Below are 13,785 nucleotides of genomic sequence, written 5' to 3'. Positions count from 1 at the left end.
TGTGTTAGTTCATCAATTTGTATACCAACTCTGTTAAAACGGGACCTTCTTTTTTTGTGGCATAGCCGATCCCTTTTGATTGCATATCTGCTTCATGCAAATACTTGATGTTTTGTACCACTTTCCCCACCGGATAGTTCCTTGCTGCCTGCATATATTCTTTAACGAAGAATGGGTTAACACCAATTAAAGATGCTAGTGCCTTTTCATTCTTGTTGTCAGCATGATGGATCAGGAGTAGCTTACTGAAATAGGAAAACAAACTGTAAATGGTAAGTACAAGAGGGTTATTGCTTGGATTAGAGGCAAAATAGTTGGCGATTTTTAAGGCTTTCAATTTGTTCAACCCACTTAATGCCTTTTGTAATTCAAAAATGTTGTAGTCTTTGCTTATCCCTACATATTTCTGAACCATGGCAGAGTTAATCGCATCATCTTTTTTGACATTCAGAAGAAGCTTTTGGATTTCATTTGCCAGACGCTGAAGGTTGTTTCCAATATTCTCCGATAGCATCATCACTGCCGAGTCATCAATTTTAACTCCTTGACTTTTACAATAATTTCTGATCCAATCTGGCACCTGATTATCGTATAGCTTTTTAGCATTTAGAAACACTGAGTGTTTTTCAACGGATTTGCCAAATTTGGTACGCTTGTCGACAGTCTTGTACTTATAACCAAAAACCAGAATGGTGCTGGGGAGCGGATTCTCCAGGTAATTGATGACCAGGGTTTGTTTATCCTCACTTTTCCAGTCCCTCATCTCCTGTGCTTCCTTGACAATAACCACCTGTCGTTCACCCATCATGGGATATCTCCTGGCAGCTCCAATTACATCAGTCAGAGTTGTATCTTTGCCATAAAGAACTACTTGATTGAAGCTACGCTGACTCTCTTCAAGTACGTTATTTTCGATATTATTGATAATATCATCGATATAAAAGGTTTCTTCTCCCTGTAGAAAATAAACTGGAGCAAAGGATCCGCTGTTTATATCTTTTATAATTTGGGTATAGTCTGATGCCATAGATTTCCAAAGGTAAAGGCTACCATAGATAATTGAAATGAGGAGTTTTCTATTTCTTTTACTTATTGCATTTAAGTGCTTCCAGCTTCAGGCTCAAAGTAGTGAAATTGATAGTCTGCAGACGGTTCTGAGCGAACTGACTGTGAATGATACCACTTATGTGGACGTAGCAAATGAAATAGCTTTCAAATTAAGTCTTACAGACCAAAAAAACTCCAGCTATTACATCAATCTTGCGATTTCCACTGCCAAAGATCTAAACTATCAAAGAGGTTTATTAAGAGCAATCACGCTGAAAGGAAATGGTTTTTTAATGATAGGTCTTCCAGATCAGGCACTTTCATACTATCTCGAAGCACTCTCCTATAATGCCTCTGAATATCCATTAGAATATGTGCGATTACACAACAATATTGGAGAGGTATATCGGCGAAAAGAAGTGTTCGATTCAAGTTTAAAATACTTTGATAAAGCGCTTTCACTGGCCCTTGAAAAGCTAAGTCAATATCTGCCTGTTATTATCTATTCAAATCTGGGAGAAGTGAGTTTAATGCAGGGAAAAGTAAATGATGCGGAATCATATTTCAAACAGTGTCTAACTAATGCATTCAACACCAATCACTTAAGAGGCCAGGGCTATGGTTACCATGGACTTGCGGAATGTGAGTACCGTAAAGGAGCAGTCCAAAATGCCATACGATTAATGAAGAAAGCCATTGAGGTTCGGTCGGAAGCAAATCACCAACGAGGATTAATTCAATCCTACTTAAAACTTGGCGACTATTTTCTTACTAATCAAGTGAATAACCCTGATAGCGCCCTTTACTACTGGAAGTTAACTGAAGAGAAAGCCGATGAAAATCAGGCAAATGATTTACTCGATGAAACCTACAATAGACTGTATTCACTATATCTTGAAGATAGAGATATTGAGAAAGCAGCATACTATTTAGATATGCATAAAAGCCTGGGTGACAGTCTGAGAAATGCGGAGTTTATTTCAAGCGTTGAGAAAATGAAAACCGCTTATCAGGCCGAGCTCATACTCGCAGAAAATGAGTTGCTAAGGCAAGAACAAGAACAGCATAAGGCAGAGGACGAGGCAAGGTTAATTGTTATTACGCTGGCTTTTACCATAGTTTTAGGACTTGGATTTGCGACCTTTCAGTATAGAAGACGACAAAAATCTCGAATTGAAGCAGAAAGGGATGCTGTATTAACCAAATCACTTCTTGAGTTCTCTAAAAACCTGAACGAACAAGATCTGAATTTAGCCTGGTTTATTGACACTTTGTTGAAAAAGTCATATTCCGTATTGCAATGTGATCGTGCTACCTACTGGCATTTAGATGAAAACTCACAGTCCCTTTATTTAGCTAGTATTTGTGAACGAAAAGGTGCTGTTAAAATACCAAAGACCCGTTTTACAAGGGATCAATTCCCTCAATTTTTCGGTGACTTTATGGGTCAGCGAACAGTTGCTGTAACTCAGATAAGTAAGGATGAAAGATTGTCGGATATATATGAGCAACACTTCAAGCCCTTTGGCATTGAATCAATCCTAAATGCACCTATTTTGATTGATGGCCAATTTGTTGGATTTATTTCATACACCATGACTCATAATCAAGTCAGGGAATGGGATATTCAGGAGCAGAGGTATGTAGGCTCAATCGCAGATTTAATTGTAGCAGCCATCGCTAAAGACAAGAGCAATCGACTTGAAATAGAAAAAGAAGAGTTAATCAAAAAACTTCGAATCCGAAATAATAGTCTGAAGGAATTCAATAGCGTGATCAGTCATAATTTAAGAGAGCCTTTAACTCAGATTATCGGTTTTTCAGACCTCCTTGTTGACATCCCAAGTGATGCAGATTTTAACGAAATCGTAACTCGAATAAGCCATGCTTCCAATCGAATCGATAAAGTGATCAAAGAGTTAAGCACGGTATTGAATGAGGAAGATCCCAAGCCCTCTGACTTCAAAGAGATATCGCTTGAACGACTGATTAATGAAGTGCTAGACTTACTCAAAAGTGAAATTAAGAATGTTAATATCACTATTGAGCAAGACTTAAAAGTTAAGAAACTGAAATCATACAGACCATTCTTATCTGATGCAATTTATCATCTATTATCAAATAGCCTGAAATTTTCAGAACCTGATAAAAGACTACACATAAAGATTGAAAGCTATGAAAATGATTATTATAAATTCATAAAAATTTCAGATAATGGAAGAGGTATCAATTTGAATAAATTTGCTGACAAGTTATTCAAGATGTATCAGCGATACCATATGGATGTAGAAGGCCGTGGTATTGGTCTGTTTCTCGTAAAGAATAGGATCACTTCACTAAATGGATTGATTCACGCAGAAAGTGAAGAAGGTGTAGGATCCGCATTTACAATGGAGTTCCCAAAAGAGATCAACACGCTTGTAAGTAAGAGCTCACAAGATCATTGAGCATATCTACTGAAAGAGGCTTAGACTTAAAATCGAGTACGTTTTCTTTCTTTTCTGCCATCTGCTTATCCGCAGGATTAATTGAAGAAGATAAGAGAATAATCTTATTCGAATTATCACCTGTAATTGTTTGATACTGATCAAGGAATTGCCATGCATTCATGACAGGCATATTTATGTCTAACAGGACCAGAGACACTTCGCCACTACCTGGATTATCATGAAAATAATTCAATGCTTCCTCTCCTGACTCGAAGGTTAAAACTTCATCTACAAGCCCCGCACGTTCGATAATAAGTTTATTGAGATAATTTGTTGTGGTATCATCGTCAATCAGCACAATTCGCTTCATAGTTTTCTCCATTTGCTGGTTTGAGAAATATCCATACAATATTATTCAATTTTCATTTTAATCAAATATAATAAACGGTACATGAGATAAAAATTAGTGGATTCACTTGAATGTTGGTTAGTTAATATGCTTAAATACGAATTTCACTACTTTTTTCGTACAATGATTCGTGTTAATAGTTATATAACAACTCCGCTCTACTATTAAACTCATTTTAAGTAGTTGTCATACTTCTGTCAACATTCTACAAATGGCTTTATAATCTCTGCCGCTTTTAGCTTGTTTGTAACTCAACACAGCTAATTATATGAGAAACCTTTTTTTTATAGTCATTCTAGTTCTTACTTCTGGACTTCTTGATGCCCAAGCCAACGATCCCGAAGATGGATATGCCATTGTAAGATCTGATACCATTTATGGTAAAGTCAAAATCAATTTTGACTCAGGTTCTATTTTAATTCAACAAGACTCCATCAACAGAATGTTTCTAAGTGATATTGAACAAGTTACATTGCTAAATAAGCAGCGCGAAACATTTATCCCAATTTATGAAGAAGGAAATACTACCTTTTACAAGATCCTTGTCGCTGGTGATTATCCATTGTTGGAGGCTGGTGAATTACACTTCACGTTAGTTAAAGGTAATGTCATTCAGATAAGCGAAGACAAGGACCTTTATGACATATTCGGCAAACGTGATGTCAAGGATTATCTATTCCTTCGGAATATTCAGATTGCAGATAAAAGCGGATTAGTAGACGTTTTCAGCTATTTCAATCAAAACGAATCATTTTAGGTTAAATCCGTCAATTTCTTAAACACCGGATCTCTGAAAGTACCATTGTCAGTGATCATGGAATACTCCACTTCACATATTAATTCAGGCTTTAACCAAACCGTCTTCTTTTCTTCGTGTACCGCACCCTCAACCGGTTTATTAGCAGATACCAGTTCCACAAATTGCTTTGTGAGTGACTTAAGTAGTGAATCGTCAAAGCCTGTTCCTACCCTTCCTCGATAAATCAGTTCATCTCCATCCTGTTCTGCCAATTGCAACGAGCCAAAATAACGTTCACGTTCTCCTTCTCCATGGGTAAATCCAATAATGAAGCAGTCTTTCGTCTCCTTTACTTTCACCTTGATCCACGCATCGCTTCGTTTACCTGGAATATATCTCGCATCAATTCGCTTAGCTACAATTCCTTCAATGCCATGAGCTTTCGCAGCGGTGAACAAGGCTTTACCATCATCTTCCGATTGGCTCACTCGATAATTGGTCTCTCCTACCCGTAACGAATCAATCATCCACCACCTGCGGCGATCCTGTGGGTCATTCATTAATGAACGACCATCTAAATACAGGCAATCAAACAAATAGCAATAGGCAGGTGAGCGTTTGGATTCATAGTCAAAGTTCTTTTTGCTCATCAGTCTTTTAATCACCTTTTTAAAGTTGGCCTTTCCTTCCTGATCAAGGCATACAATCTCCCCGTCAAAAATGGCATTGTTGATCCGAAAAGCCTGTTCAGGTACATTGAGCTCAGGAAATTGCTCGGTGATGTCATTGCCATTTCTGCTGTAAATCTTGAGCTGCCCTTCATTTAAATAGATCAGGGCTCTAATCCCATCCCACTTCAATTCATAATAGAAGTCACCTACAGGAACACGCTTGGAAGCATCAGCTAGCATGGGCTTCATCACCTGATCCAGCAAGTTTTGCTGGGGGGTATCCACACGCTCCAACAGCCACTCTTTATCCTTCATTAAGTGCATTCGATATTCTGCACTCAGCTGCTTACCTGAAAGCCTAAAATAAAACCCGGTCTTCTTCTCCTTAGTGATTTCATATCTACCTGTCGCGTACACCCACATCATTCCCCCACCATACTCTCCCTTAGGGATCTCACCCTCAAAGGTTAAATACTTGAGCGGATGATCTTCTGTTTGTACCGCCAGGCGTTTGACACCAGGTATCGGAGGCATTCCTCTTGGGATGGCCCAAGATTTCAGTACTCCGTCCTGCTCTAAACGTAAATCGTAATGCAAATGAGAAGCATGGTGACGCTGAATGCAAAAGCGACTACCCTGTGCTTCATTTTCTGAAAGTAATGGCTCGGGAGTTTTATTGAAATCTCGCTTCTTTTCGTAATCGGATAACTGCTCCGGTGTTTTATGACGCTTATTTGATGGCAACTCTTTAGCTACAACTGCCCGTTTGTCTGTATGTAATGGAACTGCCCAACCTCGGATTTGCTCCCAGGCATCTCCTTCCTCCATTACGCGTGCAAGAGTAGTTTTGATGTTCCACTGATTTAAGTCTTTGAGTTGCTCCAGGTCTTCCCATTGTATGGGTGTCGAAGCTGTTGCTCCCACTTTACCTCTTAGGCTGTATGGACACACAATTGTTTGAGATGGGCGATTACGATAAATATCAACCAAGACTCGACCCTTTCGGGCCTCTTTTTTGATATGCAGTGTGGTTTGATCATGTTTCTGGATAAAATCAGATGCCACTTTCTTAGCTGCCTGAAAACATTCTTCAAAGGTGTATCTGGCTTCTATTGGAGTCACTAAATGCAAACCTTTACCTCCGGTAGTCTTTACAAACACATGATAGTTGTATCGCTCCAGGTGTTCTTTGAGGCCAAATGCAATTTGTTTTAAATCCTCCAATGGAAACGACCCATCCTCAGGAGGATCCAGATCATAAACGATGTAGTCTGGTTTATCACTATGCTCAGAAAAGCTGTGAATCTGATGAATCTCAAGACAAGCCAGGTTGGCTAACCAAACCAAAGTAGCCTCTTCTTTAGCCACTACATATTCTTTCTTTCGCTCCTGCCCAAGTCTCTTGTAGTCAATCCAATCAGGCGTCCAGTCCGGGCGGTGCTTTTGAAAAAACTGCTCGCCATAAATTCCATCCGGATATCTTACGAGCGACAAAGCCCTACCCCTGATGTGATTCAGAATGGTGGGTGCCAGCTTCAGGTAATACTCTATGATTTCGGCCTTTACAATCTCATCCTCCGGATAAAGGACTTTATCCAGATTAGAAAGCTCGATGACACGCTTCCCTACCTCCGCATGTATTTTCTGTTTCGCCATCTTTTATCAATATGCTCCGGTAGACAAGCCTACCTCCGCATGAATCTTTTGCTTGGCCATAAGTAATATTAGCATTTTCTTTGATTACTTCATTGCGATAATATGTCCCTTGCAATCCATATACCGGGTTTTATTCCGGGATCTTCGAAGTAGAATCAATCGGAAGATCTCGCAACAAGTGCGGGATGAATTATCTTCGTCCATATGAACCACTTCAGTGATGCTGCAGAGCTGGCAGCTAACTACGTTAACACAACCAACCGACACATCTTCCTGACTGGAAAAGCAGGAACAGGTAAGACCACCTTTCTTCGAAACATCATCCGAAACACCTACAAAAATGCCGCAGTGGCGGCTCCAACAGGTATTGCTGCCATCAATGCCGAGGGTGTTACCCTTCATTCCTTACTTCAGTTACCTTTTGGTGCTTACATCCCGGAAGACATCCCGTTTTCGGAACGAAACATTCAGGTCAATACACCTTCCTCACTTTTCAGAGAAGCGAAGTTTGGGGCTCAAAAAAGAAAGCTGATCAATGAACTTGAACTGCTGATTATCGATGAAGTGAGTATGCTGCGTGCAGACCTACTTGATTGCATTGATGCGACGCTTAGGAAATTGAGAAAACGCCGATTTGATCCGTTCGGAGGCCTTCAAATTCTCTTCATTGGTGATCTGATGCAACTTCCCCCGGTAGTCAAACAGGAGGAAGCTTCTCTCCTACGTCAATATTATGCTTCTCCCTATTTTTTTGAATCACGCGCACTGAAAGAAAACCCTCCCATCAGAGTAGAGCTAGACAAGGTTTATCGACAGAGCGATCAGTATTTCATTGACTTATTGAATCGACTCAGACATAATGAGCTGGAGTACGATGATGTAGCTATGCTCAATGAAAAGTATCAGGAGGATGTCTCCGAAATGGAAGGCTATATTCATCTTACTACACACAATCGCAAGGCAGATAAGATCAACGCGACGCGATTAGAAGAACTTAATTATCCAACCGTACGATACGAGGCGAATATCTCAGGGGACTTTCCGGAGAATGCCTATCCATGTGAGCCCATTCTGCAATTGAAGGAGGAAGCCCAGGTCATGTTCATCAAAAATGATCCTACGGGAAAAGGACAGTTCTTTAATGGTAAGATCGGCAAAGTGTCGAGTCTTGAAGACGGCATCAAAGTGGTCTTTGAAGACGGAACCGAAGTACCAGTAGAGCAATATGAATGGGAAAATGTCCGATATGTGCTGGACAAAACCACGAATGAAATTGACAAGAAAGTACTTGGGACATTCAAACAATACCCCATCAAATTGGCCTGGGCTGTGACGATTCATAAAAGCCAGGGGCTGACATTTGAAAAAGCAATTCTCGATCTGGAAGGTACGTTTGCTGCCGGTCAGCTTTATGTGGCGCTTTCACGCCTCATCTCTTTGGATGGGCTGGTTCTTAGCAGTCCTTTGCCTAAACGATCACCATCGATTGATGAGCAATTGAACCACTACATCTCAAGTTTTGAAGGAAAGGACAAGCTGGCTGAGAACTTCGAACGGGACCGGATGCGTTTCATTTCGGAATTCACGGAACGGGCGTTTCTTTTTGATCCGATGCTCAGAGAGCTGGTGGCACATAAAAAGACCTTCAACAAAGATGAAAACCGGTCCTTGAAGCAAAAGCAACTGCCCTGGACCGATGAACTGATCAATGATGCATTTCCTTTGAAGGAAGTGGGCGAAGGATTTATACGACAGGTGAATGGCATTCTGGCTCAAAAGGACTTACACCTGCTGGCAGAGCGAATGAGTAAGGCGGCTGCTTACTTTGAAGAGAAACTGACAGCACTCATCGACCGGATAACGCAGCAGCACCGCATGTTGAAAACACAGACACAGGCAAAAACCTATCGAGCAGAGCTCGTAGAGATCAAAGACCTGATGGCTGCTCAGCTCAGGCAAATTGTCAAGCTCAACTTGTTGGTTCAGCACATCAATGAAGGGGTGCCACTAACCAAAGAAAAATTGAGAGGCAGCAAACAGCTGGATGCTGTGAAGAAGGTAAGCTCCAAGGACAAGACCCCTACCGCTGAGATCAGTTATGAGATGTACAAAGAAGGAAAATCCATCAAAGTGATAGCCGAAGAACGGGGACTGGCTGAAGGGACCATCGAGACGCATCTCGCAAAATATGTGGAACTGGGTGAGCTGAATGTCTCGGATTTTGTCAAACCCAGCCGATTGAAAAATATCTTAAAAGCTTATGATGAAGGCCTCACCAAATCCGGAGAGATCAAAGGTGCTTTACCAGACAACTATACCTGGGGGGAGATAAAGATGGGTTTGGCGCATGCAAAAAATAGATAACTCTGTAAGGTTTTGAAAACCTGTCAGGGTTTATAATTTATTTTTTAAAAAGTTGGAATATGTTTGACGAAGAAGATGACATGCTAGATAGCATAAACCTACCTATTTTCAGAAAGGGAATGGAAATAGCAGAATTAGTGCGTGCGCTAGTTGATTTAATTCCAGAGGATAACGAGGTTTTACAAGAAGTTGGTGTTTGGATGATGAATGATGCCCATAACCTGGCGGTTAAAGTTTCAGGTGCAGAAGCCGGTGAATTATATGATATTAAAATGGAGTGTGCAGCAATCATCAGAAGATCTGCTCGCGAATTGTTAGTTCAAACCCACAGTTTGGAAATGCATGGGTTTAAGGAAACGCACTATTTTCAACTACTAAGAGATGCTATAGAAGAATATCGATTGCTGTATATTGATTGGATTGCAACTTTTGACCCATGGGATTATATCATAGACAGATGGGGTCTATTCAACCCTCCTGGTGTTGGACCATTCGATGAAGACCCGGATGATCTTCTTTAAGAGAATAACCCTGACAGGTTTTAAAAACCTGTCAGGATTTAACTAATGACGAAGTTCCTTGATAAGATATGTCAATTTAGCCCTCTTTTAGAAGGACTATTTCAATCATCAATTGAGGTGTTAATTCAAAATATGGAATTGTGTACGATCGCTCTCGTGGATATTTTTTTATATACTCGGGTGATGAACAAGTAAATTGCTTCCTGAATGACCGGTGGATATGCTCAGGAATATTCTTTTTCAGGGTTATCATTCCATATTGGTATTGAAGGTTTTCAATTAATTCAATTTCAGGAACTGTCAATTGATAATTATTAATCACAATTCGAGAGGCATCAACATTCCATTTATCAGCTAATGAATCAGAGAACTGATTAAAAACTAATAGCAAATTATCATCGTCAATTAACTTATCAGTTACATTATAGTGCTTAATAATTTTCTTTATTTCCTGAAATTCCTCGTAATTATCATCAGAAAAATCATCTCTAATTGGTGATTGACAACTGAAAGAAACAATTATTAATACTAGGGAGGTCTTTATAATTTTCATTGACTTGAAGCTTACTCGTAGATATTTGACAAATGCTCCACCCGATTGAAATCCTTTAGGTAAAACGATTCCTTTCGATACCCAAGTGCATAATATGAGCAGTTTTCATGAGGAAAGCCATCCATGTAATTCAGTGGGTAATTGAGTGTCCAGCAGAGTAACACCCGCATGGCCCTGCCGTGCATGCAGATCAGGATGTTTTCTCCTTCCGTTTCCAGTACCTGCTGCATGGCTGATTGCTGTCGTTCCATCACCTGGAGGGGATTCTCGCCCCCTCCTACATTGAGATGAAGCTCTCCCCTGCGCCAGCCATTCACGGTATCCGCATACAGGTTCTTCGCATCATAGGATGCCTCCTTTCCTTCCTGGTTGCCCCAGCTGATCTCATCAAACCCTTCCAAGGCTGTTACGGGTGTGCCATTGCTCATAAACTGTCCTACCGTTTCACGCGTGCGTACCAGCTCAGAGGTAAACACATGATCAAAATGAATGTCATCGAAAGCCAGTCCGGCTCTTTTGGCTTGAGTTTTACCTGTTTCATTCAGAGAGGCATTGACCCCCCGGCCCTGCACCATGCCTTTTTTATTAAAATCGGTCTCTCCGTGACGAAGTATGTAAATGGTCTTGTTTTTCAAACTGTGTTTATCTTGGTTTGCTGAACAAATGGCAAAAGAAAGAATTTTTCCTGACTACCTCGAGCTTGATGCCTTAAACAACATGTCGGAAGGCTGTATGGTTGAGCATTTAGGCATCAAATTTACCGAAATAGGGCCTGATTATTTGAAGGCGACTATGCCTGTGGATCATCGAACAAAGCAACCCATGGGATTGTTACACGGAGGAGCTTCTGTAGCGCTGGCGGAAACAATGGGAAGCGTGGGTGCAACAGTCACAATAGACCTGGAGAAGCAATATGCGGTGGGACTGGACATCAACACCAACCACATCAAGTCAGCGAGAGCTGGGTTTGTGACAGGTACAGCCAGGCCCATCCATCTGGGTCGAGGCACTCAGGTCTGGGGGATCGAAATACATAATGAAGATGGGCAGCTGGTAGCAATCAGTCGGATTACAATGGCTATTTTAGACCGAAAAGTATAAGTGAAGGAGTTAGCGAGCATATTGAAACTTGACGAACCGGATGTTTTAATCAATCAACTGGAGGCAGCCGGGTTTGCATTCGCCGTATGGAAGAAACCAGGCGAAGATGACATCCATACGTTCATCTCGTTAAGTGACGTGAGGCAGGTAGAAAACCCCCAATTAGACGAACTGGAAACGGGGTTCCTGATCAATGCGTATGCGGATAATCATCCCGTTCATCCATATCATATTGTTGCCGACATCACCATAAAATCCGATCACATATCGATTGCACCGAATGTCAGTGATCATCAAATAGACGCATTTAAAGCACGCTTAAAGCACGCGGATAAGAAAAAGGAAAGCGGTGACGTTAATGAACAAATAGCCACTAATGAATTTGAGGCCTCTGTTAACAAGGCGCTGAAAGAAATTACAGGTGGGTCTTTTGAAAAGGTAGTCCTATCTCGTTTTAGGGATGAAGCGCTACCAGCAGATTTCTCTTCATGGTCGTTCTTTCAAACGATCTGTGAAAAATACACCAGTGCATTCTGTAGTATCTCGCATATTCCAGGTAAAGGATTGTGGATAGGCGCTACGCCTGAATTGCTCATATCAGACAATGCTGAGCGATTCAAAACCGTTTCTTTGGCCGGAACAAAACCTTTGAATGAGGGACAGCCTTTAAGCGAAATCGCGTGGACGCAAAAGGAAATTGAAGAGCAGGCGATGGTGAGCAGATACGTCATTAACTGCTTTAAGAAGATTCGGTTACGAGAATTTCACGAACACGGCCCTAAGACCGTGAAAGCAGGCAGTTTGGCCCACCTGAAAACAGAATTCATCGTGAATTATAATGAAGTACAGTTTGAGCAACTGGCAGATCAGATGATGGAACTCCTCCATCCTACATCTGCGGTATGCGGCATGCCTATTGAAAAAACCAAGCCCTGGATTGAAAAAGAAGAGCAGTACGATCGAGCGTTTTACTCCGGGTTTTTAGGGCCGGTAAATGTTGAAGGCTCCACCGATCTGTATGTTAACCTCCGGTGCATGAAGGTAGCCAATGGCATGGTTCGCTTTTTCGCCGGAGCTGGGATCACAGAAGATTCAAATCCATACAAAGAATTTGAAGAGACAGAAATGAAGATGGACATTTTGAAGAGCTTGATTTAGACCCATGCTTCATCCCACCGTCTTTAATACAGCTCAGGTTTGCTCTCAATTAGGAGTCAAACATGCGGTCATGTCTCCCGGATCAAGGAATGCGCCATTGACCATCTCCTTTGCGCGGCATACTGAGATTAAGAAGTGGATCATTCCGGATGAACGTGCCGCTGGGTTTGTTGCGCTGGGGATTGCTCAGGAAACTAAAACACCGGTGGTGCTATGCTGCACGAGCGGTTCAGCGCTATTGAATTACGCACCCGCCATTGCTGAGGCTTATTACCGGGAAATTCCTCTGATTGTTTTATCAGCCGACCGTCCGCCTGAATTAATTGACCAGCGCGATGGACAGACCATCAGGCAATTTGAGGCACTTAAAAACCACGTAAAATGCTCATGGAAATTACCACTTGTCACCGATGCACAAAGTGCTAAGAGTTATCAGCAGACTCTGATTGAAGCCATACAAGCTTCTGATGAACTACCTAAAGGTCCCGTTCATATCAATATTCCTTTTCAAGAGCCATTCTACCCGACTGCTGATCAGAAGCTCAAATTCGAAGAAGTTCAGGTTCCTGATGCTGAAGTTTCGATTACGCAAAGTGAAGTAAATCTTTCAATTGCCGATGCAAAGAAAATCCTTGTCCTGGTGGGTCAGCACCTAACAGATGAGTATTTAAAGGCCAAGATTCAACTGATTGCGGATAAAATACCGGTTATTAAATCCCCACTAAATAATCTTGATCAGGGCATCACTCATGTTGATGCATTCATCAATGAGCAAAGCGAATTGAAACCGGACTTGCTAATCACCTCAGGTTTATCTGTATTATCTAAGAAGCTCAAGATTTTCCTGCGTAAGAACAAACCGAAAAGGCATATCCATTTTGACCCTGCCGGAGTGAAAGTAGACACCTATGGCACCAATCCCCAACTTATAAAAAGAGGCCTGAGCGATTTCATTGATAAACTGAAAACGCAGGAGGTTGATCCTGAATACCTTAAGCAGTGGCAGACATTAGAGAAAAACACCAGGGATGGCATTATGAGCTTTATTCCCAAAGCTGAATACAGTGAAACTAAGGCTGCTTATATCATTTTGGAATCTATTCTGGAGCAATCGATCCTGCACTTAAGCAACTCTAT

General features: G+C 41.3%; 12 protein-coding genes. 7 read left to right on the top strand and 5 right to left on the bottom strand.

What is annotated here, in order from left to right:
* Positions 1–4: 4 nt before the first annotated feature.
* Positions 5–1,027: a DNA polymerase III subunit delta gene (gene holA / locus ACXAH9_RS07380; protein WP_474894218.1), complete on the bottom strand. Its 1,023-nt coding sequence runs from the start codon at positions 1,025–1,027 to the stop codon at positions 5–7.
* A gap of 37 nt (positions 1,028–1,064) precedes the next feature.
* Between holA and ACXAH9_RS07375 the strand changes: the two genes are divergently transcribed.
* A complete protein-coding gene (locus ACXAH9_RS07375; RefSeq protein ID WP_474894217.1) occupies positions 1,065–3,494 on the top strand; it encodes a tetratricopeptide repeat protein in 2,430 nt (809 codons plus the stop codon).
* Here the strand turns inward: ACXAH9_RS07375 and ACXAH9_RS07370 are convergent.
* Positions 3,457–3,846 carry a response regulator gene (locus tag ACXAH9_RS07370; protein ID WP_474894216.1) on the bottom strand — a complete coding sequence of 130 codons (390 nt, stop codon included), beginning with the start codon at positions 3,844–3,846 and terminating at the stop codon, positions 3,457–3,459. The genes ACXAH9_RS07375 and ACXAH9_RS07370 overlap by 38 nt on opposite strands.
* A 307-nt stretch (positions 3,847–4,153) precedes the next feature.
* On the opposite strand from ACXAH9_RS07370, the gene ACXAH9_RS07365 reads away from it, so the two are divergent.
* A complete protein-coding gene (locus tag ACXAH9_RS07365) occupies positions 4,154–4,642 on the top strand; it encodes a hypothetical protein (protein ID WP_474894215.1) in 489 nt (162 codons plus the stop codon).
* On the opposite strand, the gene ligD is transcribed toward ACXAH9_RS07365, so the two are convergent.
* Positions 4,639–6,951 carry a non-homologous end-joining DNA ligase gene (ligD, locus tag ACXAH9_RS07360; protein WP_474894214.1) on the bottom strand — a complete coding sequence of 771 codons (2,313 nt, stop codon included), beginning with the start codon at positions 6,949–6,951 and terminating at the stop codon, positions 4,639–4,641. The two genes, ACXAH9_RS07365 and ligD, sit on opposite strands and share 4 nt — an antisense overlap.
* A 204-nt stretch (positions 6,952–7,155) precedes the next feature.
* Here ligD and ACXAH9_RS07355 point away from each other — a divergent pair, with 204 nt between their 5' ends.
* Together ACXAH9_RS07355 and ACXAH9_RS07350 are read left to right on the top strand one after the other, a co-directional pair.
* The gene (locus tag ACXAH9_RS07355; protein ID WP_474894213.1) at positions 7,156–9,315 is read left to right on the top strand and encodes a helix-turn-helix domain-containing protein; all 2,160 of its coding nucleotides are present in this window, start codon (positions 7,156–7,158) and stop codon (positions 9,313–9,315) included.
* Between the two features lie 59 nt (positions 9,316–9,374).
* Positions 9,375–9,836 (top strand): hypothetical protein, encoded by a 462-nt coding sequence (locus ACXAH9_RS07350; protein WP_474894212.1) that lies wholly within the window; start codon positions 9,375–9,377, stop codon positions 9,834–9,836.
* Between the two features lie 76 nt (positions 9,837–9,912).
* Here ACXAH9_RS07350 and ACXAH9_RS07345 read toward each other — a convergent pair whose 3' ends face one another.
* Both ACXAH9_RS07345 and ACXAH9_RS07340 read right to left on the bottom strand, forming a co-directional pair.
* On the bottom strand, positions 9,913–10,389 hold the full coding sequence (locus ACXAH9_RS07345) for a hypothetical protein (RefSeq protein WP_474894211.1): 477 nt from the start codon (positions 10,387–10,389) through the stop codon (positions 9,913–9,915).
* An 11-nt stretch (positions 10,390–10,400) separates the two neighbouring features.
* Positions 10,401–11,024, bottom strand: coding sequence for a histidine phosphatase family protein (locus tag ACXAH9_RS07340; RefSeq protein ID WP_474894210.1), 624 nt, complete (start codon positions 11,022–11,024; stop codon positions 10,401–10,403).
* Between the two features lie 28 nt (positions 11,025–11,052).
* Here ACXAH9_RS07340 and ACXAH9_RS07335 point away from each other — a divergent pair, with 28 nt between their 5' ends.
* The 3 genes from ACXAH9_RS07335 to menD form a co-directional block, all read left to right on the top strand.
* Positions 11,053–11,490, top strand: coding sequence for a hotdog fold thioesterase (locus ACXAH9_RS07335; protein ID WP_474894209.1), 438 nt, complete (start codon positions 11,053–11,055; stop codon positions 11,488–11,490).
* Positions 11,491–12,648, top strand: coding sequence for a chorismate-binding protein (locus ACXAH9_RS07330; RefSeq protein WP_474894208.1), 1,158 nt, complete (start codon positions 11,491–11,493; stop codon positions 12,646–12,648).
* A 70-nt stretch (positions 12,649–12,718) separates the two neighbouring features.
* On the top strand, positions 12,719–13,785 hold a 1,067-nt coding region (menD, locus tag ACXAH9_RS07325; RefSeq protein WP_474894207.1), incomplete at its 3' end, for a 2-succinyl-5-enolpyruvyl-6-hydroxy-3-cyclohexene-1-carboxylic-acid synthase.

The sequence above is a fragment of the Ekhidna sp. ABH4_415 genome (assembly GCF_056161305.1).
This window is presented reverse-complemented; position numbering and strand designations above follow the sequence as displayed.